15 protein-coding genes and 1 pseudogene are annotated in these 21721 nt (G+C 70.5%); 7 read left to right on the forward strand and 9 right to left on the reverse strand.

All coding sequences use genetic code 11. The features are described from left to right. The 3 genes from ACWD4G_RS21530 (at position 1) to ACWD4G_RS21540 (ending at position 3516) form a co-directional block, all read left to right on the forward strand. Positions 1-1086, forward strand: a complete 1086-nt coding sequence (locus ACWD4G_RS21530) for a GNAT family N-acetyltransferase (protein WP_451295709.1) — start codon at positions 1-3, stop codon at positions 1084-1086. A gap of 113 nt (positions 1087-1199) precedes the next feature. Then, positions 1200-2426, forward strand: a complete 1227-nt coding sequence (locus ACWD4G_RS21535; RefSeq protein ID WP_451295711.1) for a glycosyltransferase — start codon at positions 1200-1202, stop codon at positions 2424-2426. A 151-nt stretch (positions 2427-2577) separates the two neighbouring features. Continuing rightward, positions 2578-3516, forward strand: a complete 939-nt coding sequence (locus tag ACWD4G_RS21540) for a transglutaminase-like domain-containing protein (RefSeq protein WP_451295713.1) — start codon at positions 2578-2580, stop codon at positions 3514-3516. Positions 3517-3639: 123 nt separating this feature from the next. Here ACWD4G_RS21540 and ACWD4G_RS21545 read toward each other — a convergent pair whose 3' ends face one another. The 5 genes from ACWD4G_RS21545 to ACWD4G_RS21565 form a co-directional block, all read right to left on the reverse strand. Beyond that, positions 3640-3888: a DUF397 domain-containing protein gene (locus ACWD4G_RS21545; protein ID WP_451295715.1), complete on the reverse strand. Its 249-nt coding sequence runs from the start codon at positions 3886-3888 to the stop codon at positions 3640-3642. 82 nt (positions 3889-3970) lie between these two features. Further along, complete coding sequence (locus ACWD4G_RS21550; protein ID WP_451295717.1) at positions 3971-5137, reverse strand: thiolase domain-containing protein; 1167 nt, start codon at positions 5135-5137, stop codon at positions 3971-3973. Beyond that, complete coding sequence (locus ACWD4G_RS21555) at positions 5134-6183, reverse strand: thiolase domain-containing protein (RefSeq protein ID WP_451295719.1); 1050 nt, start codon at positions 6181-6183, stop codon at positions 5134-5136. The genes ACWD4G_RS21550 and ACWD4G_RS21555 overlap by 4 nt, the downstream gene beginning before the upstream one ends. Next, positions 6180-7130: a Zn-ribbon domain-containing OB-fold protein gene (locus tag ACWD4G_RS21560; protein ID WP_451295721.1), complete on the reverse strand. Its 951-nt coding sequence runs from the start codon at positions 7128-7130 to the stop codon at positions 6180-6182. Before ACWD4G_RS21560 ends, ACWD4G_RS21555 begins: the two co-directional genes overlap by 4 nt. Positions 7131-7269: 139 nt before the next feature. Further along, positions 7270-8073 (reverse strand): crotonase/enoyl-CoA hydratase family protein, encoded by an 804-nt coding sequence (locus ACWD4G_RS21565; RefSeq protein ID WP_451295723.1) that lies wholly within the window; start codon positions 8071-8073, stop codon positions 7270-7272. A 191-nt stretch (positions 8074-8264) separates the two neighbouring features. Here ACWD4G_RS21565 and ACWD4G_RS21570 point away from each other — a divergent pair, with 191 nt between their 5' ends. Next, positions 8265-9881, forward strand: a complete 1617-nt coding sequence (locus ACWD4G_RS21570) for an acyl-CoA synthetase (protein ID WP_451295725.1) — start codon at positions 8265-8267, stop codon at positions 9879-9881. Here ACWD4G_RS21570 and ACWD4G_RS21575 read toward each other — a convergent pair. Then, on the reverse strand, positions 9839-11383 hold the full coding sequence (locus ACWD4G_RS21575) for an acyl-CoA synthetase (RefSeq protein ID WP_451295727.1): 1545 nt from the start codon (positions 11381-11383) through the stop codon (positions 9839-9841). The genes ACWD4G_RS21570 and ACWD4G_RS21575 overlap by 43 nt on opposite strands. 188 nt (positions 11384-11571) lie before the next feature. Here ACWD4G_RS21575 and ACWD4G_RS21580 point away from each other — a divergent pair, with 188 nt between their 5' ends. Together ACWD4G_RS21580 and ACWD4G_RS21585 are read left to right on the forward strand one after the other, a co-directional pair. After that, positions 11572-14082: a penicillin acylase family protein gene (locus ACWD4G_RS21580; protein ID WP_451295729.1), complete on the forward strand. Its 2511-nt coding sequence runs from the start codon at positions 11572-11574 to the stop codon at positions 14080-14082. A 139-nt stretch (positions 14083-14221) separates the two neighbouring features. Further along, positions 14222-15037: an SAM-dependent methyltransferase gene (locus ACWD4G_RS21585; protein ID WP_451295731.1), complete on the forward strand. Its 816-nt coding sequence runs from the start codon at positions 14222-14224 to the stop codon at positions 15035-15037. 41 nt (positions 15038-15078) lie between these two features. On the opposite strand, the gene ACWD4G_RS21590 is transcribed toward ACWD4G_RS21585, so the two are convergent. The 3 genes and pseudogenes from ACWD4G_RS21590 to ACWD4G_RS21600 all read right to left on the reverse strand — a co-directional run. Next, positions 15079-16629 carry an acyl-CoA synthetase gene (locus ACWD4G_RS21590; RefSeq protein WP_451295733.1) on the reverse strand — a complete coding sequence of 517 codons (1551 nt, stop codon included), beginning with the start codon at positions 16627-16629 and terminating at the stop codon, positions 15079-15081. Further along, a complete protein-coding gene (locus ACWD4G_RS21595) occupies positions 16626-17738 on the reverse strand; it encodes a nitronate monooxygenase (protein WP_451295735.1) in 1113 nt (370 codons plus the stop codon). The genes ACWD4G_RS21590 and ACWD4G_RS21595 overlap by 4 nt, the downstream gene beginning before the upstream one ends. Positions 17739-18043: 305 nt before the next feature. Further along, positions 18044-18358: pseudogene (locus ACWD4G_RS21600) on the reverse strand (transposase); the annotation flags it as partial. A 1560-nt stretch (positions 18359-19918) separates the two neighbouring features. Between ACWD4G_RS21600 and ACWD4G_RS21605 the strand changes: the two are divergent. Continuing rightward, on the forward strand, positions 19919-21562 hold the full coding sequence (locus ACWD4G_RS21605; RefSeq protein WP_451295737.1) for a serine hydrolase: 1644 nt from the start codon (positions 19919-19921) through the stop codon (positions 21560-21562). Positions 21563-21721: the final 159 nt, after the last annotated feature.

Here is a 21721-nt window from a genome sequence, read left to right on the forward strand (position 1 = left end):
TTGAGCATCCCGACCGTCTCGATCACCCTGACCGTCTCGATCACCTCGATCACCTCGATCCCGCCCGACACAGGAGTCGCCGACTTGGCCGCACACGTGCACATCACCCCGCTCCACCGCATCACCGTCGCCGAGACCACCGCCTGGCATCAGGTCGTCGCCGCCTCGACGGCCCACGATCTGCCGGGAGTTCCGCAGCCCGGACCCGGGCAGATCCACGCCCGGCTCACCAAGCCGGCGCTGGGCAGCCAGCGGCTGACCTGGCTGGCGACGGACGAGGACGGCACCGCGGTCGCCGTCGCCGGTCTGCGGCTGTTCACCCAGCCGGGCCAGGAGCACCTGGCCGAGCTGGAACTGCATGTCGCCCCCGGACACCGCCGCCGAGGCACCGGCTCCCGTCTGCTGTCGGCCGTCGTCGCCGCCTGCCGTACGGAGAACCGGCGCAGCCTGGTCGTCGCGACCGGCGCCGACGGCCCGGGTGAGGCCTTCGCCGAGCGGTGGCGCTTCAAGCCGGTCCTGACCCTCGACCACCTGATCCTGGAGCTCGACCGGCTGGACGAGGACGCGATCCGGCTCGTTGCCGACGCCGAACACCCCGGCTACCGGCTCACCGGCTGGACCGGCACGGTCCCCGACGACCTCGCCACGGCCTTCGCCTCGGCCAAGAACGCGATGAACGACATGCCCATGGGCGATGTGGACTACGGGCACGTCGAGTGGGACGCCGACCGCGTCCGCGAGATGGCCCGCGTGGTCGCGGGCCGCGGGGACACGCTCCTGACCGTCGCCGCCCTCCACTGCGACGGAGCCATGGCCGGCTACACCGAAGTCGTCCTCCCTGGGGACGGATCGCCTCGGGCCCAGCAGTACGACACCGCCGTCGTGCCCGCGCACCGCGGGCACGGTCTGGGGCTGTGGCTGAAGGCGGCGATGGTGCGCCGGCTGCGCGCCGAACACCCCGCTGTCACCGAGGTCGAGACCGACAACGCCGAGGACAACGTCCATATGCTGGCGGTCAACCGGGAGCTGGGCTTCCGCGCCTACCGGCGCACGCGCGAGTTCCAGCTCGACCTGGCCGCGAACTGATGTCCGCGTCTCGCGCCTCTCCACGTACAGCGCGTGAGGGGCCTTGCGGCAAGGCCCTGGCGAGGGCGCAGAATCAGCGACCGTTGATTGATCGGACGAAGGGGAACCGTCACATGCGAGTGGTGTTGTCGTCGTACGGATCGCGCGGGGATGTCGAGCCGATGGCGGCGCTGGCGATCGCGCTGCGGCGTCTCGGGGCCGGGGTGCGGGTGTGCGCTCCCGAGGACGCGGAGTTCGCCGAGCGGCTGGCCGGCGTCGGGGTGGAGATGGTGCCGGTCCGGCTGTCGATCCGCGCGCTGGCGGCCGGGGCGGGGTCCACGGCCGCGCCCTCCATGACCGAGCGGGTGGCGATGGTGGCCGCCGCGCAGTACGAGGCGGTGACCCAGGCCGCCGGGGAAGCGGACACGGTGGTCGCGACCGGTCTGTTCCCGGCGGTGGCCGGGTCCAGGACGGCGGCCGAGAAGCTGGGGACGCGGTTCGCGTACGTGTCCTACTTCCCCGGCATGCTGCCGTCGCCGCACCACCCGCCGTACCCGCTGCCCGGCCGTCCCCTCCCCGAGGGCGTCACCGACAACCGGACGCTGTGGGACCTGGACGTCGAGCGCCAGAACGCGGTCTACGGGCCCGGACTCACCGCCTTCAGGAAGGAGGTGGGGCTGCCGCCCCTGGACAGCGTGCGCGACTACGCGATCACCGGTCGGCCCTTGCTGGCCGCGGACCCGGTGCTCGGACCGTGGCGGGAGCCGGCGGACCTCGATGTCGTACAGACCGGCGTCTGGGTCCAGCCGGACGAACGCCCCCTGCCCACTGACGTCGAGGCCTTCCTCCAGGCCGGGGAGGCACCGGTGTACGTGGGGTTCGGCAGCATGGCCCTGCAGGGTTCGTCCGACGCCGCCCGGGTGGCCATCGAGGCGGTACGCGCCCAGGGCCGCCGTGTGCTCGTCTCCCGGGGCTGGGCCGACCTGGCGTTGATCGACGACCAGGTCGACTGCCTGGCCGTGGGGGAGGCGAACCATCAGGCGCTGTTCCCGCGCGTGGCCGCCGTCGTCCACCACGGAGGGGCGGGCACGACCACGACGGCGGCGAGGGCGGGTGTGCCCCAGGTGGTGGTTCCCCAGCTCGTGGACCAGCCGTACTGGGCGGGCCGGGTGGCCGCCCTGGGCATCGGCGCGGCCCACGACGGCCCGGTCCCGACCGTGGAGTCTCTGTCGGCCGCCCTGGCCACGGCCCTGACGCCCCGGACCGCCTCCGCGGCAAAGGAGTTGGCGACGGCCATCCGCACCGACGGCGCGGAGAAGACCGCGGGTCTCCTCCTCGACGGCTTCGGCGAACAGGCCTGACAGCCCATCGGGGTGCCCCTCCGCGACCGTTCGTTCCCCAAGTTCCGCTCCGGCAGCGCGAATTGTGGACAATTGGCGGTGAATTTTGGCACGGTGAGGCGAACCGGCCCGCAATTCGAACGCGTGGCCGATTCACTCTGGGGGTTCTGCCATGCCATCCGTGCGCCTCGCACCGGACGTCGCCGCCTTCTACTCCGCACAGAGCGCCTTCACCAACCCGGGGGACCTCGCCCCGCTCTACGACGGACTGCCGGCCGATCCGGCCCAACTCGCCCGCATCGCAAGGGATCTGATGATCCATCGGGGCGAGGGCGGCACCTTCGGCTACACCACTCCGCGGGACCGGCTGCACAACGACGCCGAGACGCGCTACCTCGACGACATCCTGCGGATCGTGGTCGACCGGAACGGCTCACCGCTGTCGCGGCGCCGTGAACCCGGGGACCGTTTCGTCGGAGTATGCCGGGACTTCTCCCTGCTGCACTGCTCGCTGCTGCGGCACGCGGGGGTGCCGGCACGGCTGCGGTCGGGCTTCGCCGACTACTTCGGCGATGACGGATTCCACTGCGATCACGTGGTCACCCAGTACTGGGACCCGCGGCGGGGGTGGCTGTTCGCCGACGCCCAGCTGATGGAGCCGTTGATCGCGGACACCCATGGCATCGACTTCGACCCGCTGGCCGTGCCCCGCGATCGGTTCCTCGTCGCCGGCAAGGCGTGGCGGGCCATTCGGGCGGGTGAGGTGGACCCGCTGACCTTCGGTCTCCACCCGCCCCAGGAGGGCCCGCTGAACGGGGAGTGGTTCGTGGCGGGCAATGTCCGACTCGATCTCGCGGCGCTCAACAAGGTCGAGACGCTGCTGTGGGACATCTGGGGTACGGAGGGTACACAGGCCGCGGAGATCGAGGCGGGTCGCCAACTCACCGATCCGGTACGTGAGTTGTACGACGAGGTCGCCGCGGTGGTGGGCGATGAGGTGCCGTTCGACGCGACCCGCGAGCTGTTCGAGGGCCGCGACGAGCTGCGGACCCCCGGGACCGTGCTGTCCCTCGCCCCCTACAACGGCCCCCGCGAGGTCACCCTCCGCTGAGGCCCGGACCGCCGACTCCGGGTCGGCCGGGGGTCTCCGTCGGCGGGCGGCTCCGGTCCTCCGCCGACGGAACCCCCGTACGACCGCTCAGGTCGGCATGGCCGCCAAGGTCGGTACGGCCGCTCAGGTCAGGTCGAACTCGCCCTCCCGGGCCCCCGATACGAAGGCGCCCCACTCGGCGGGGGTGAAGATCAGCGAGGGTGACTCGGGGCGGCCGCTGTTGCGCATGGCGATGAAGCCCTCGACGAAGGCGATCTGGACGTCTCCCCGTCCTTGGCTGCCCGACCTCCACTCCGCGTTGCTGAGGTCCAGGTCCGCCGGCTTGTGCCAGCCGTCGAGCGATCGCTGTTGTTCCATGGTGCTCTCGGCCACGTCCGTGCTCCTCCCGGTTCGTCGTCCGCCCGCCAGACTAGCGATCGCTCACCGCCGCCGACAGGCCACGTGAGGAGGAGGTTCAGGAGGTGGGCGGTTCGGCGCCGACCAGCCACATGGCGAAGAACTGCGATCCCCCGCCGTAGGCGTGTCCGAGGACCCGCCGAGCCCCTTCCACCTGGTGTTCTCCGGCCAGCCCGCGCACCTGGAGCGCGGCCTCCGCGAACCGGATCATCCCGGACGCGCCGATGGGGTTGGTGGACAGCACCCCGCCGGACATGTCGACGGGAAGGTCCCCGTCGAGTTCGGTGACCCCGGACTCGGTGAGCTTCCAGCCCTCCCCCTCGGCGGCGAAACCGAGGTTTTCCAGCCACATCGGTTCGTACCAGGAGAAGGGGACGTACATCTCCACCGCGTCGATCTCGCGGCGTGGATCGGCGATGCCCGCCTGCCGGTACACATCGGCCGCGCAGTCCCGTCCGGCGCGCGGCGACACGGAGTCCTTGCCGGCGAACAGGGTCGGTTCACTGCGCATCGCGCCCCCGTGCATCCACGCGGGGGGCCGGGGCGCGCGGGCCGCGCCCGTGCGGTCGGTGAGGACCATGGCGACCGCCCCGTCCGAGGACGGGCAGGTCTCCGAGTAGCGGATCGGGTCCCACAGCATGGGCGAGTTCTGGACCTTCTCCAGGGTGATGTCGTGCTCATGGAGGTGCGCGTAGGGGTTCTTGAGGGCGTTGCGGCGGTTCTTGTACGCGACGAGGGAGCCGACGGTGTCGGGGGCGCCGCTGCGTCGCATGTACGCCCGGACGTGCGGGGCGAAGAAGCCGCCGGCCCCGGCGAGCAGCGGCTGCTGGAAGGGGATCGGCAGGGACAGGCCCCACATGGCGTTCGACTCGGACTGCTTCTCGAAGGCCAACGTCAGCACGGTGCCGTGGATGCGGGCCGCGACCAGGCTCGCGGCGACCAGCGCGGTCGAGCCGCCGACGGAGCCCGCCGTGTGCACCCGCATCATCGGCTTGCCCACCGCGCCGAGCGCGTCGGCGAGATACAGCTCGGGCATCATCAGGCCCTCGAAGAAGTCGGGCGCCTTGCCGATGACGACGGCCTCGATGTCGGCCCACGTCAACTCGGCGTCCGCCAGGGCCCGTTGGGCCGCCTCGCGCACCAGCCCGGCGATCGAGACGTCCCGCCGGGCCGCGACATGCTTGGTCTGGCCGATGCCTACGACGGCCACGGGCTCCTTGCTCATCGCGGACTCCCTTCGAGTACGGCGACCAGGTTCTGCTGCAGACAGGGCCCGGAGGTGGCGTGGGCGAGGGCCCGGTCGGACTCGCCTCGATGGATACGCGCCGCGGCCTCTCCGATCCGGATGAGCCCGGCGGCCATGACCGGGTTCGCGGCCAGGGCCCCGCCCGACGGGTTCACCGCCACGTGGTCGTCGAGCCGCAGCGCCTCGCGCAGAATCATCTCCTGCGCGCTGAACGGCGCATGCAACTCGGCGGTGTCCACGGGCCGTTCGAAGACCCCGGCCCGCTCGGCGGCCAGCCGGGTGGACGGCGAGTCGGTGAGATCCCGTACGCCGATGCCATGGGCCTCGATGCGATGGTCGATGCCGCGAATCCAGGCGGGCCGCTCGCACAGTTCCCGGGCCCGCTCCCCCGCCGCGAGCACCACGGCGGCGGCCCCGTCCCCGATGGGCGGGCAGTCCCCGGTCCGCAACGGCCGTACGAGGTACTCCCCCTGCTGCACCGGACCCCTCAGCTGCGCATGGGAGTTGGCGGCGGCTGCCGTACGGCTCCGCGCCCCCACCGCCGCCAGCGCGGGCTCGTCGACCTCCCCCTTGTCGATGAGGGCCTGGGCCTGGAGGGCGGCGAGGGCGACCGAGTCGGGCCACAGGGGCGCGATGTAGTACGGGTCGAGTTGCCGGGTCAGGACGTCCCGCACCGAGCCTGGCGAGGACTTGCCGTAGGCGTAGACGAGGGCGGTGTCGGCGTCCCCCGTCTGGAGCTTCACCCATGCCTCGTAGAGCGCCCAGGCCCCGTCCATCTCCACATGCGACTCGGAGATCGGCGGCCAGGCGCCGACACCGTCGAGGGCGAGGGTGAAGGAGAAGGCGCGCCCGGCGAGGTAGTCGCTGGACCCGGAGCAGGTGAAGCCGATGTCGGAGGTCTTCAGCCCGGTCCGCTCCAGCACTTCGTGCAGCACCGGCAGGAGCATCTCCACCTCGGAGACCTCTTCGCTGGTGCGCCGGTGGTCGGTCTGGGCGAAGGCGACGACGGCGATGTCCCGGTTCACAGCGACTCCCTGTACGTGTCGTACTCGGCGTCGGGTTCGCCGGTGGGCCGGTAGTGGTCGGGGTAGCGGGCGCCTTCCGTCCACACGGGCTCGACCCGCAGTCCCATGCGCACCTGGTCGTACGGGATGCCGGCGATCCGGCCGTGCAGGGCGAGGTCGGCGCCGTCGAGGGCGATATGGGCGTAGACGTAGGGCACTTCGATGTCGAGATTCGCCGTATGAGCAGCCTTGATGTTGACGATGCAGTAGGTGGTGACGGTCCCGCGCGGCCCGACCTCCACCTCCTCGGCCGTGGCGACCCCGCAGGTCGGGCAGGCGCCACGCGGCGGCACGTACACCTTCCGACAGGACGGGCAACGCTCACCGACGATCCGCCGCTCGGCCAGGGAGTGGATGTACCCGGTCTGGGCGCGGCCGGGCGAGTAGGTGTAGTCGAGGCGGGCGAGGGCGACGATGCCGGTGACCGGGTCCTCGAACTCACCGCTGTGGCCGGCCGGTTCGGCCGGTTCTCCGTCGTACGGCTCGAAGCAGGCGATGTCGGTGATGGCACCGGACCGTTCCTCGGCCCAGCGAACCCGGACGCGCATGCCGGTGCGTACGGCATCGGGGCCGGGGGCGTCGAGGGCGTGGAGGAGGGCGGTGTCGGCGCCATCGAGCCGTACGAGAACCCAGGCGAAGGGGGTGCCGAGGGGCTGCCCCCGGCGCGGGGCGTGGTTCCAGGCCCAGGTGGTGACGTTACCGGTGGGCGCGACTTCGACGAGGTCGCGTATCTCGTCGGCGGTGACGGGGTCGTACTCGACGGGGGGTACGAGGACACGGCCGTCGCGGGTACGGACGCCGAGGATCACGCGCTCGCGTAGGCCGGTGAGAAACGCGCTCTGCACGGGCCCGAGGGACCGGGTGAAGGGAAACTCAATGGTGAGGGGCGCTTTGAGGATGGCGGGCATAGGGGGTTTCCTCCTTGGATTCGGGCCACTGCAGCGCCCCCATTTGGGGGCGCGGGGCTGTGTCAATGTGCGGCTCCGCCGCGTGGGCGCGACCAGCCACGGACAACCCGCAGCCGAAACACACCCCCCTGCGGAGCACCTACACTCGCTTGAAAACAGGCACCCGCTTCTCAGCAAAGGCCCGAGCCCCTTCCCGGGCATCATCCGTATCGAAAACCGGCCACCCCCGCTTCAACTCAGCAGCCAACCCCTCCGCCTCGCTCATCTCGGCGGTCTCATACACGGAAGCCTTCACCGCCTCCACGGCCAACGGCCCACACGCGTTGATCTGCTCGGCGATCTCCAGCGCCTTGGCAAGGGCGGCGCCATCAGGCACGACATGCCCGATCAGCCCGATCCCCGCGGCCTCCCGCGCGCTGTACGCCCGCCCGGTGAGCAACATCTCCAACGCATGGGTACGAGGAATCTGCCGCTGCAGGCGAACCGTCGAACCGCCGATCGGGAACAATCCCCGCCGCACCTCGAAGAGCCCGAACGTCGCGGACTCGCCCGCGACACGGATGTCCGTGCCCTGCAGCATCTCGGTGCCGCCGGCCACGCAGTACCCCTCGACCGCGGCGATCACCGGCTTGCGCGGCCGGTGGTGGCGGAGCATCGCCTTCCAGTGCAGATCGGGGTCGGCCTTCAGCCGGTCGCGGTACTCCTGGCCCACCATCCCCGTGTCGCCGGCCAGGGCCTTGAGGTCCATGCCGGCGCAGAAGGAACCGCCGGCGCCGGTGAAGACGACCGAGCGGATCGAGTCGTCCTCGTCGGCGGCGATCCAGCCGTCGTAGAGGCCGACGAGCATGGGCAGTGAGAGCGCGTTCTTGGCCTCGGGCCGGTTGAGCGTGAGCACCAGCGTGGCGCCTTCTCGGCGCTGGGTGAGGTGTTCGGTGCCACCCATCGGGTGTCCTCCCTCCGCAGGAAACGAGAACAGGTTGCAGTAGGCGGGGCGGCACTTCAAGGGTTTTCTGACAGACAGTCAGATTTCTGGTGCGCGGACCCTTCACAGTTGTGGCGCCCTTTGCTCTGATGACCGGCACAACCGAGAGGCACTGACGGGCGCCGAAGGGCAGCGAGGTCAGGAGGAGCACGGTGGAGTACAACCTTGCCGACCTGTTCGAGTCGGTCGTCGACGTGGTCCCGGACCGGGCGGCCCTCGCGTATCTCGACATCCCGGGGACGGGTGCCGAACGCCGCCTCACCTATGCCGAGTTGGACGCGGCGGCGAACCGCATCGGCCATCATCTGCTCGACAGCGGGATACGGCCCGGCGAGCATGTCGGGCTGCACCTCTACAACGGGGTGGAGTATCTGCAGACCGCGCTGGGCTGCCTCAAGGCGCGGCTCGTACCGGTGAACGTCAACTACCGGTATGTCGAGGAGGAGTTGGTCTACCTCTACCGCGACGCCGATCTGGTGGGGCTGGTCTTCGACGCCGAGTTCACCGAGCGGGTGGCGAAGGCGTTGCCGAGGACGGAGAAGCTACGGCATCTGGTGCGGGTGGGGGCCACTGCGGCGGAAGGACCGCCGAACGTCGTGGAGTTCGGCGAGGCCGAGGCGTCCGGCTCCCCCGAGCGGGGGTTCGCGGCGCGCTCCGGGGACGATCAGTTCATCATCTACACCGGTGGGACGACGGGGATGCCCAAAGGTGTGATGTGGCGTCAGGAGGACCTGTTCTTCTCGGGGTTGGGCGGTGGTGCGCCGACCGGGGAGCCGGTGAAGGCACCGGAGGAGCTGGCCGGGCGGGTCGCGGCCAGGGGCGACGGGATCACCTTCTTCCCCACGGCCCCGCTGATGCACGGCACGTCCACACTCACGGCGTTCATCGGGTTCAACTTCGGCCAACGGGTGGTGATCCACCGCAAGTTCGTGCCGGACGAGGTGCTGCGGACGATCGAGCGGGAGCAGGTCACCAGTGTGTCGCTGGTGGGCGACGCGATGCTGCGCCCGCTGATCGACGCGCTGGGCGGCCCGATGAAGGGCACGGACTGCTCGTCGCTGTTCAGTGTGTCGTCGTCCGGGGCGATCATGTCGGAGACCGTGCGGCGGCAGTTCCAGGCGCTGGTGCCGAACGCGATGCTGCTGAACAACTTCGGTTCGTCGGAGTCAGGCTTCAACGGTACGGCGACGGAGGACTCCGGGGCGGGCGACGGTTTCCGTATCCGCGTCAACTCCCGTACGCAGGTGGTGGACCCGGCGACGTACGAGCCGGTCCCGGTGGGTGTGCCGGGCCGGGTCGCCCAGCGCGGTCATGTACCGCTCGGCTACTACAACGACCCCGCGAAAACCGCCGAGACCTTCTTCGAGAAGGACGGCGCGCGGTGGGTGCTGCTCGGTGACATGGCGACCGTGGACGAGGAGGGCGTCGTCACGGTGCTCGGCCGGGGGTCGCAGTGCATCAACACCGGGGGCGAGAAGGTGTATCCGGAGGAGGTGGAGCAGGCGCTCAAGGCGCACCCGGATGTGTACGACGCGCTGGTCGCCGGGGTGCCGGACGCCCGCTGGGGCAACCATGTCGCGGCCGTCGTCCAGCTGCGCGAGGGCGCGTCCCGTCCGACCCTGGAGGACATCCAGACCCACTGCCGCACCCGCCTCGCCGGCTACAAGATCCCCCGCCAGCTGGTCCTCACCGACACCGTCCAGCGCTCCCCCAGCGGCAAGGCGGACTACCGCTGGGCCCGGTCGGTGGCGGTGGCGGCGGACGGCTGATCCCCGGGCTCGGCGAAACGGTCCCTCAGCTCCCGCTTGAGGATCTTGCCGCTGGCGTTGCGCGGGAGTTCGTCGACGAACAGGACCTTCTTCGGGGCCTTGAAGTGCGGCAGCTGCTCGCGGGCGTGGGCGATCAGCTCGGCCTCGGTGACCTCGCCCCGGGGGACGACGACCGCGGTGACGGCCTCGATCCAGTGGTCGTCGGGGAGCGCGATGACGGCGACCTCGGCGACCCGGTCGTGGGTGTAGAGGGCGTCCTCGACCTGGCGGGAGGCGATGAGGACACCGCCGGAGTTGATGACGTCCTTGACACGGTCGACGATCGTGAAGAAGCCCTCGGCGTCGCGCACGGCCAGGTCCCCGGAGTGGAACCAGCCGTCGCGGAAGGCCTCGGCGGTCTCCTCGGGCTTGTCCCAGTAGCCCTCGCAGAGCTGCGGCGACTGGTAGACGATCTCGCCGGGCGTGCCGTCGGGCACGTCGTCGCCCTTCTCGTCCACGAGCTTGGCCTCGACGAACATCACGGGACGCCCGCAGGAGTCCATCCGGCCCTTGTGCTCGTAGGGTCCGAGGACCATCGACAGCGGGCCGATCTCGCTCTGTCCGAAGCAGTTGTGGAAGGCGAGCTTCGGCAGGCGTTCCTTGAGGCGTTCCAGGACGGGTACCGGCATGATCGACGCCCCGTAGTACGCCTTGCGCAGGCCGCTGAGGTCGCGGGTGGCGAAGTCGGGGCGGCCCGCGAGGGCGATCCAGACCGTGGGCGGGGCGAAGAGGCTGTCCGCCTCACCCGCCTCGATGAGGTCGAAGATCCGGTCGCCGTCGGGTGCGGCGAGGATGGTGTTCGTGGCGCCCGCCGCGAGATACGGCACCAGGAAGACATGCATCTGCGCGGAGTGGTACAGCGGGAGGGAGTGCACCGGGCGGTCGCCGGCCGAGAGGTCGAGGGCGGTGATCGCGCTGAGGTACTCGTGCACCAGCGCCCGGTGCGTCATCATCGCGCCCTTGGGGAGCGCGGTCGTGCCGGAGGTGTAGAGGAGTTGGGCCAGGTCCTCGGCCTTGGGTTCCTCGCCGTCGTACGGGTCCGTGTCGGCGAGCCGGGCGAGCAGTGAGTCGTCGGCGTCGCGCAGCGGGAGGGTGCGCGGGCCCTCGGGGAGGTTGTCGGCGAGGTCGGGGTCGGTGAGGACGAGGGTGCTGCCGGACTGGTCGAGGATGTACGTCAGGTCGTCGCCGGTGAGGTTCTGGTTGACCGGGACATGGACCAGGCCCGCGCGGGCGGCGGCCAGGAAGGCGATCAGATAGGCGTCGGAGTTGTGGCCGTAGGCGGCGACCCGGTCGCCGGGCCGGAGTCCGGTGTCGCGCAGCACGCGGGCGGCGCGGGAGACGGCGTCCTCCAACTCTGCGTACGTCCAGGCCCGTTCGTCGTAGCGGACGGCCACGCGGGCGGGGGTCCGCCGGGCGCTGCGCCGCAGTACCCCGTCGACCGTCACACTGCGTCCAGCCGTCATCTTCCGCCGCCCTTTCGTCCGCCGCGCATTCGTCCGCCGCCCTTTCGTCCGCCGCCCTTTCGTCCGCTGAGCCAAGCATGCCGTGCGCGTGCCCGGAATCCGGTGCTCATGGCGCGAAAGTGTTCAACTTCGAGCCCCGGTGCACGAGTCAATCAGAGCGAAGATCGACGCACAGTTTGGGAGGCACCATGCGCACCCGTCTGAGACAGCTCGTCGTCTCGGCCGTCGCCCTGCTCACCGCCTCGACGGCACTGCCCGCGGCCACGGCCGCCGACAGCGACCGGGACAGCGGGCAACGCCCGTCCCACGGCGGTCTGTCCGCCACGATCCGCTATACCGAGTACGGCATTCCGCACATCGTCGCGAAGGACTACGCGAACCTCGGCTTCGGCACCGGTTGGGCGCAGGCCGCCTACCAGGTGTGTGTGCTCGCCGACGGCTTCGCGACCGTACGGGGTGAGCGTTCCCGCTTCTTCGGGCCGGACGCCGGGACCGACTTCTCGCTCTCCTCGGCGCGGACGAACCTCACGAGCGACCTGTACTTCCAGGGCGTCCGGGACACCGGAACCGTGGAGCGGCTGCTGGACCAGCCCGCGCCGCTCGGGCCGAGTCGTGAGGTCAAGGAGCTGATGCGGGGCTGGACGGCCGGTTACAACGCCTGGCTGAAGCAGAACCGGATCACCGACCCGGCGTGCGCGGGGGCCGCCTGGGTACGACCGGTCACGGCACTCGACGCGTTCTCCCGCATGTACGCCCTGGCCGTGCTCGGCGGCGAGGGGCGCCTGGTGGACGCGATCACCACGGCTCAGCCGCCGGCCACCGCCCAGTCGCCGTCCGCCTCCGGGGCCGCCGCCTCCGGGGCCGCCGCCTCCGAGGGGACCGCGGCCTCGGACGGGACCGCGGCCTCGGACGGGGTCGCCGCCGAGGACGTCTCGCCCCCGGACGCGAAGGCCGCCGCGCGTGCCGCGAGCGAACTCTTCGGCGCCGCGAACGCGGACATGGGCTCCAACGCGGTCGCCTTCCGGGGTGACACCACGGCGAGCGGCAGCGGACTGCTGCTGGGCAACCCGCACTACCCGTGGGCCGGGGGCCGCCGCTTCTGGCAGTCCCAGCAGACGATCCCCGGTGAGCTGAACGTCTCGGGTGGCGCGCTGCTCGGCTCGCCGATCACCCAGATCGGGTTCAACTCCAAGGTGGCGTGGAGCCATACGGTCTCGACCGGTGTCCCCATGAACGTCCATCAGCTGACGCTGGACCCGGCCGACCCGACGACGTATCTCGTGGACGGCGAGCCGGAGCGGATGACGAAGCGGACCGTCACCGTCGCCGTGAAGGACGGCAGCCCGGTCACCCGCACCCAGTGGTGGACCCGTTACGGCCCGGTCGTCACCTCGCTCGGCGGTGATCTGCCGCTGCCCTGGACGACCGGCACGGCGTACGCGCTGGCCGACCCGAACGCGTCGAACCTGCGCTTCGCGGACACCTCCCTCGGCTTCGCCGAGTCGCGCGGCACGGCGGACGTCGTCAGGACCCTGGAGCGGCATCAGGGCCTGCCCTGGGTGAACACGGTCGCCGCCGACTCCGCCGGGCACACCCTGTTCACCCAGTCGCAGGTGGTGCCCCGGATCACCGACGAGCTGGCGGCCCGTTGCTCGACCCCGCTGGGGAAGGCCACCTATCCGGCCTCGGGTCTCGCCGTGCTGGACGGCTCGCGCGGCGACTGCGCGCTCGGCAGCGACCCCGACGCCGTACAGCCGGGGATCTTCGGCCCGGCGAGGATGCCGACGCTCAAGGACGCGCCGTACGCGGAGAACTCCAACGAAAGCGCGTGGCTGACCAGCGCGGACCAGCCGCTCACCGGGTACGAGCGCGTCTTCGGCAACCTCGGGACGCAACGGGGGATGCGGACGCGCGGTGCGATCGAGGACGTGACGGCGATGGCCGACAAGGGCCATCTGACCGTAAGGGATCTGCAGCGGCAGCAGTTCGCGAACCGGGTGCCCGCGGCCGATCTCGCCGTGGAGGACGTGGCCGAGGCGTGTGCCGCGCTGCCGGGCGGTACGGCGACGGGGAGCGACGGCAAGGCCGTCGATGTGTCCGAGGCGTGCGGGGTCCTCAAGGTGTGGGACCGGGCCATGGACACGGACAGCCGGGGCGCGCTGCTCTACGACCGGTTCTGGCGGGCGCTGATCCGTGCCGTGCCGAACGCGCAGCTGTGGAAGGTGCCGTTCTCGGCGGCCGACCCGGTCAACACGCCGAACACGCTGAACACGGCCGCCCCCGGCTTCGCCAAGGCGCTCGCCGACGCGGTGACGGAGCTGCGTACGGCGGGCATCGCTCTGGACGCGAGGCTCGGCGACCACCAGTTCGTCGTGCGGGGCGACGAGCGCATTGCGATCCATTGCGGCACCGAGTCGCTCGGTGTCTGGAACAAGATCGAGGCGCCGTGGAACCCGGCCGGCGGCGGCTATGTCGGGGTGCCGTCGGGTTCCAGCCATATCCAGGCCGTGGGCTGGGACGGCAGCGGCTGCCCGGTGGCCCGGACCCTGCTGACGTACTCCCAGTCCTCCAACCCGAACTCGCCGCACCATCTCGACCAGACGCGGCTGTACGCGCGGGAGGGGTGGGTGACGTCCCGCTTCTGTGAGAAGGACATTCTGACCTCGCCGACGCTGAAGGTGGTGCGAGTGAGCCAATGAGCGGGGTCGTCCTCGGCCGATAAGTCCTCGTGGGCCGATGAGTCATCCTCGGCCAATGAGCGAAGGAGTGTGGTGCCGTCCCGTCGGGGGCGACACCATGCCGTTGGCGTATGACAATCCCTCAGGAGGAGGTCGCGCGGTGGCGCAGGACTCGGCTGTCCCGGAGACGGAAGCGATCACCAAGATCGACACGAGCGTGCCGCACTCGGCCCGGATCTGGAACTACTGGCTGGGTGGCAAGGACAACTACCCGGTCGACCACGAGGCGGGCGACGCGTTCCGCGCGGTGTTCCCCGGCATCACCGATCTGGCCCGTGACTCGCGGGCGTTCCTCGGCCGGGCGGTGCGATTCCTGGCCGGTGAGGCGGGGATACGGCAGTTCCTCGACATCGGCACCAGGCTTCCGACCGCCGACAACACCCATCAGATCGCCCAGCGGGTGGCCCCCGACGCACGGGTCGTCTACGTGGACAACGACCCGTTGGTCCTGACCCATGCCCGCGCCCTGCTCACCAGCACTCCCGAGGGCGCCACCGACTACATCGACTCCGACCTCCACGACCCGGCGACGGTGCTGCGGGAGGCGGCCCGGACCCTGGATCTCAGCCGGCCGGTCGCGTTGACGCTGATGCAGGTCAGCGGGCATATCGCGGACTACGACCGGGCGCGGGCGATCGTCGGCGCGCTGGTGGACGCGCTCCCTTCCGGCAGTTGGTTCGCCTTCAACGACAGCGTGGACACCCACAAGGCCAACGCCGAGGCCACCCGCCAGTACAACGAGAGCGGCGCGGTCCCCTACCACCTGCGCAGCCCCGAGCAACTCGCCGGGTTCTTCGAGGGGTTGGAGCTGCTGGCCCCGGGCGTCGTCCCGCTGAACGACTGGCGGCCCGATCCGTCGGAGGGCCCGCGATCGAGCGAGGTCATCGCGGTGGGCGGGGTCGCGCGCAAGCCCTGACGCTCACGCGCGTCCGGTACCCAGCTGGTCGGCGGCTCCGGTCACACGGGCCGCTCCCGGCCCTCCCAGTACGGCTCGCGCAGCCTCCGCTTGTACAGCTTGCCGTTGGGGTCGCGGGGCATGGCCCCGATGAAGTCGACGCTCCTCGGGCGTTTGTATCCGGCGAGTTCGCGGGCGCAGTGCGCGAGGATCTCCTCGGCCAGTACGGGCCCCGGGGCGAAGCCGGGGGCGGGTTCGACGACGGCCTTGACCTGCTCGCCCCAGTCGTCGTGCGGGATGCCGAAGGCGGCGGCGTCGGCCACGGCGGGGTGGGTGAGCAGGGCGGACTCGATCTCGGCGGGGTAGATGTTGACCCCGCCGGAGATGATCAGATCGATCTTGCGGTCCCGGAGGAAGAGATAGCCGTCCTCGTCGAGGTAGCCCAGGTCGCCGACGGTGAAGAAGTCGCCGATGCGGTTCTTCCTCGTCTTCGTCTCATCCTTGTGGTAGGCGAAGCCGCCGGTGCTCATCTTCATATAGACGGTGCCGAGTTCACCGGGCGGCAGCCGGTTGCCGTCGTCGTCGAAGACGGCGAGTTCGCTGATGGGCCAGGCCTTGCCGACCGTGCCGGGCTTCTTCATCCAGTCCTCGGCGGTGGCGAACGCGCCGCCGCCCTCGCTGGCCGCGTAGTACTCCTCGACACTCTCGCCCCACCACTCGATCATGGCCCGCTTCACGTGGTCCGGGCAGGGGGCGGCGCCGTGGATGGCGTGCCGCATCGACGACACGTCGTAGCGGGCGCGTATGTCCTCGGGCAGCGCCAGCAGCCGGTGGAACTGGGTGGGAACCATATGGGTGTGCGTACAGCGGTGGGTGTCGATGAGGCGGAGCATCTCCTCGGGCGTCCACTTGTCCATGAGGACGAGGCGGTGCCCGATGTGCAGCGACGCGCTCGCGAACTGCAGTACGGCCGTGTGGTACAGCGGTGAACACACCAGATGGACGTTGTCGTCGTACGGCCTGATGCCGAAGATGCCGAGGAAGCCGCCGAGGTACGACTCCTCGGGGAGCTTGCCGGGCAGCGGGCGGCGGATACCGCGCGGGCGGCCCGTCGTACCCGAGGTGTAGTTCATGACCCAGCCGAGCGTGCGGTCCTCGGGCGCCGACTCGGGCTGTCCGTCGAGGAGTTCGGCGTACGGGCGGAAGCCGTCGATGCCGCCGACCGCGTAACGGTGGTCGGCGGGCAGCCCGGCCTCGTCGGCGGCCTGCCGCGCGGGCTCGGCGAACCTCTCGTGCGCGATGAGCACCTTGGCGCCGGAGTCGGCGACGATCCAGGCGATCTCGGGGGCCACGAAGTGGTGGTTGACGGGGACGAGGTAGAGGCCGGCCTGGGTGGCGGCGAGGTGGGCGGTGAAGAACTCGACGCCGTTGGGGAGGACGACCGCGAAAGCGTCACCGCGTTCGAGTCCGGCGGCGCGCAGTCCATGGACGAGACGGTTGGCGGCGGCGTGCAGACGACCGGCGGTCCACTCCTCGCCGTCCGGCGCGACGAGCACCGGCCGGTCGGGGTCGGCGGTGGCCTCGGCCCAGAAGCCTTGGGGCGCTTGGCTCACTGTTCCTCGCTCCTTCCGGCGATCCGGTTGACGCGGTCGACGGCTCGCCCGAAGCCTCGGGTGAGGTCGTCGAAGACGGCCTGGACGCTGCGTTCGCTGTTCATCCGGCCGACGATCTGCCCGACCGGGGTACCGAGCAGCGGCTCCACCTCGTACTTCTGGATGCGCGAGACCGCCTCGGCGACGAGCAGTCCTTGCAGGGGCATGGGCAGGGCGCCGGGTCCGGCGGGGTCGTCCCAGGCGTCGGTCCATTCGGTACGGAGCTGGCGTGCGGGTTTACCGGTGAGCGCGCGGGAGCGGACGGTGTCGCCGGAGCCCGCGGCGAGCAGTTTCTCGATCAGCCTGGGCGAGGGGAGTTCGGCCTCGGTGGTGGTCAGCCAGAGCGAGCCGAGCCAGACGCCCTGGGCTCCGAGGGCGAGGGCGGCGGCGATCTGCTGCCCGCTGCCGATGCCTCCGGCGGCCAGCACGGGCAACGGGTCGACGGCGTCCACGACTTCGGGCGTCAGCACCATCGAGGCGATATCACCGGTGTGTCCACCGGCCTCGTACCCCTGGGCCACGACGATGTCGATCCCGGCGTCGGCGTGCTTACGGGCATGACGGGCGCTACCGGCGAGGGCCGCGACGAGGACGTCGTGCTCATGGGCGCGGTCGATGACGTCGGCGGGCGGTGAGCCCAACGCGTTCGCGAGCAGCCGGATGGGGTAGTCGAAGGCGACGTCCAGCTGGGTGCGGGCGACCTGTTCCATCCAGCCGGTGATGCGCCAGCCGGAGGCCTCGCCCTCGGCGAGTTCGGGCACGCCGTACTTGGCGAGGGTGTCCGACACGAACTGGCGGTGGCCCTCGGGGATCATCGCCTCCACGTCGGCTTCTGTGACGCCCTCCACCTTCTTGGCCGGCATCACCACGTCCAGGCCGTACGGCTTGCCGTCGACGTGGGCCTCTATCCAGTCGAGGTCGCGTTTGAGGTCGTCGGGGGCTGTGTAGCGGACCGCGCCGAGCACTCCGAAACCGCCGGCCCGGCTGATGGCCGCGGCGACGGCGGGGAACGGGGTGAAGCCGAAGATGGCGTGCTCGACGCCCAGTTTTTTGCTCAGCTGGGTCTGCATGGGGGCAGCATGCATCAGTCCTCCGGACGAGGGAAGGGGTTTTCTGATGCACCGTCAGATTTTGGGATGACTGGGGGTGGGGCGCCTATGGGGAGGGGGTGTTGGGTGGGTGGGCGACTGCGGGCCGTGTGTGGCTGGTCGCGGGCGGATGCCTTCGGTGTAGATCATCGGTCAGCGGGCGATTTCACGGTCCGTCAGGTCCGGCAGGGCCCTGACGAGCGTGGTCGCCAAGGCCGGGTCGGTGCGGACCTTGCCCGGGACCTTCCGGTTCTTCGGGTGGGCGAAGCCGTGCTCGACCCGGGCGCGTCACCGTGCGTCAGACCCCGCGCGGACAGCGGCAGGACCATCTCGTCGACGCCGGTCGGCCGCCGCTGCCTCTCCTTGACGATCTGCGGCTCGCGGCTGCCGTCGCGGTCACGCGGCACCGTGCACTCCACCGGGCCGACGTCGGTCAGCACTGTCTTGGACCAGGCCCCGTCACGTCTGTTGCCACTGCCGGCACCGGCCGGATCGTGCTTCTCACGGCAGAGGTGGTCGGTGATCTCGCCTTCGAGAGAGGACTCCAGCACGCCCTTGGTCAGCTGCCGCAGCAGTGCGCCCTCACCGGTCGGCCGCAGACCGCCCGCGCGGCCGGTCGATCAACCGAAGACCGTACAGACCCGACTGGCGGGCTCTGGCGTTCGAGCGCGGTGGTCGAGCAGGATGGACAGATGCGTCCATCCCACCGTGCCGAAGAGGCATTCCGCGCCTGGCAGACGGCAGTTGCCCGCAACGATTCACAGGATGCTCTGCGGCACTTGGAGTTGGCGGCTGATCTCGGTCACCCGCACGCGATGACCGACCTCGGGATTCGACGGATCGAGAGCGGAGATGCCGCCGGGGCACGTGAGCTGTGGCGCCGGGCGTCGGAGACGGGCGCAAGCAAGGCCACGGCCAACCTCGCTGCCGAGGCAGAGATGCGCGACGACATGGTCGAGGCCGAGAAGTGGTGGCGCAAGGCGGCCGAACAAGGGGAGCCGGAGGGCATGCGAGGGGTAGGTGTACGCGCCTATCACCGCGGTGACCTGGCCGAGGCCGAGAAGTGGCTGACCCGTGCGGCAGACATGGGCGACAGGGAGTCCACCCGCTACCTTGCCGTCGTACGCAGCAAGCGGAGAGCCGAGGAGGCCGGGCAGGGCCCGGAGGAAGAGACGCTGACGGAGGAAGGAGTCCTCGCCCGGCTGATGGAGGGCGACACGGACCTCGCCGAGAGGCTCTTCCGTCGCCCTGCGATGGAAGGCAACGCCGAAGCCGCCTACAACCTCGGGGCGTTCTACCAGCAGGCGGGGAATCCGGAGCGGGCCTACCCCTTGTGGCTGCTCGCGGCCGAGCTCGGCCTGCCTCTTGCGATGTACAACCTCGCGGTCCTCTACGAGCAGCGCCACGAGCAGGCCACGGCCGATGTCTGGATGGACCGGGCGGCCGAGGCCGGGGTCTTCCAGGCCCAGGCAGCGGTGGGCCAGCGGATGCTTCAGGCCGGTCGCACTGAGGCGGCCGAAGAGCTACTGGTAGCCGCGGCCCGGCAGGGCAGCGTACCGGCCACCTGCTCACTGGGCTCGCTGCTCGCGGCGCGCGGTGAGATCTCGGACGCACAAGAGCTGTGGGAACACTCGGCACGCGGTGGCGACGCGTACGCAGCCCGCCAGATGGCCCGACTGCACGAGATCCGCGGCGACATCGCCTCGGCCGCCTACTGGCGCGCGATGGCGGAGGGGGCCGGAGAATCCACACAGCACGAACCCGGTCCGCCGGCACCCTTGTTGGAGCGCCGTTACCCCATTGAGCACGGTGCATCGTGAAAACTGCACGTCAGATGGCCTTGAGATGAGCGAAGCCGTGCCCTACCAGGGGCCCGCACCGCAGCCAGTGCCTTTGTCGGACAGTTTCCGACCACGGGTCAGGGGCCGATTGCGAGGGGCCTTGTAGCCGATGATCACCGCCGGGTCGGCGTACGGACCGGCATCGTCGAGTTTACCCGATGGTCTACGGCATAGACATCAGCCGCCGATCGGCACGAGTACCCGAATCGTCACCCACACCAGACCCGTGACCTGCGATTTCACGATGCACGCCACTCATTGGGGCCTGCGGCCCTTCATTCGGCCTGCGGCCCTTCGGTGGGGCTGGGAGACTATTTGTTCATGTTGCGTCGTGGATCGGCCGCGCAGGCGGGGCTGTTGGTGGAGCATCTGGAGCGGCTGGTCGAGGGGGCTGAGGGGTTTCTTCGGCCCTCTCCCTCGTATCCCTGGTACGCGGGGGTCGTGGTGCTCGCCGGGCGGGGTGGGATCGTCGCGTTGCATCGGGCTCTCGGGCAGGCCGTGCGGTACTCGGCGTATGACGAGGAGGCCGATGTCGGGGTGGAGTTTCCGGTGGAGCGGCAGATCGCGATGGCCGAGGACACCGTGTTCGACCTGGCCTCCGTCTCCAAGCTCTTCACCTCGATCCTCGTCGTTCAGCAGATCGAGCGCGGGGCGCTGGAGCTGGAGGGGAAGGTCGCCTCGTATCTGCCGGAGTTCGGGCGTGCGGGGAAGCAGGACGTCACCGTGCGGGAGTTGCTCACGCACACCTCGGGGTTCCGGGCCTGGCTTCCGCTGTACGAGGAGCCGTCGTACGAGGGGAAGCTGCGGCTCATCTGGGACGAGGCGCCCGTGAACCCACCGGGTAAGGCGTATCTGTACTCCGATCTGAATCTGATCTCGCTGCAGCTGGTGCTCGAACAGATCACCGGTCTCGGGCTGGAGCGCCTGCTCCACGACGAGATCACCGCTCCACTCGGGATGCACCGCACCCGTTTCAATCCGCCCGCCTCCTGGAAGCCGCGGATCGCGGCGACCGAGGACGCCCGTGCGCCCTGGTCGGGCCTCGATCGCGGGCTGGTCTGGGGCGAGGTCCACGACGAGAACGCCTACGCGCTCGGCGGGGTCGCGGGCCACGCCGGTGTCTTCTCCTGCGCCTGGGACCTGGCCGTCCTCGGCCGCACCCTCCTCGACGGCGGTGTGTACGGCGGCACCCGCGTCCTGGAGCCCAAGTCGGTGGACCTGATGTTCACCGACTTCAACACCGCCTTCCCCGGCCATGCGCACGGGCTCGGCTTCGAGCTGTACCAGCACTGGTACATGGGCGCGATGGCCACCCCGCGCACGGCCGGCCACACCGGCTTCACCGGCACCTCCCTCGTCCTCGACCCGACGACCGACTCCTTCCTCGTCGTCCTCGCCAACTCCGTCCACCCGGTGCGCACGTGGCGCTCCGGCTCCGCACCCCGCGTGACCGCTGCCAACCACCTCGCCCGAGCCGTCCCGGTACGCCCGGCCCACGGCCGCACCGCCTGGTTCTCCGGCATGACGACCTCCACCACCGCCACCCTCGCCCTCCCGCCCCTGGACACCTCCACTGCCGACCGGCCCCGACTGTGCTGCGCCCTGTGGTGGGACACCGAACCCCGGTCCGACGTCCTCATCCTGGAGACATCCACGGACGAGGGCTCCACATGGCAGCCGCTCCCCTTCACCACCACGCACGGCGACGACGCCCCGCAGGACCATCCCACCGGCGCGATCACCGGCTGGTCGGGGCGCGTCTGGCACCGGCTCGGCGCCGAACTGCCCCGGGCCACCGGACTGATGATCCGCTGGCGGTACTCGACGGATCGGCAGTACGTGGGGCGGGGCACCTACGTCGACGGGGTACGGGTGGACTCGGGCAGCGGCGTCCTCTTCGACGAGTCGCGTTCGGCGGACGCCGCGCGGATCACGGCGGCGGGCTGGACGGCGGCCACCGACTAGACCCCCTCCGAACCCCGTCCGGACCCCGTCCGGACCCCGTCCATTCGGCGGGCAGGTCTCGGAACCTCATCTGATCGATGGTCATCTTCCGTATCGCTCAACGGAGTTCGAGCGAGCGACAACGCTCCGAATCCATCCGTGACCGCCGATGCGTGGAGG

It is taken from the genome of Streptomyces sp. NPDC002643 (genome assembly GCF_053592555.1).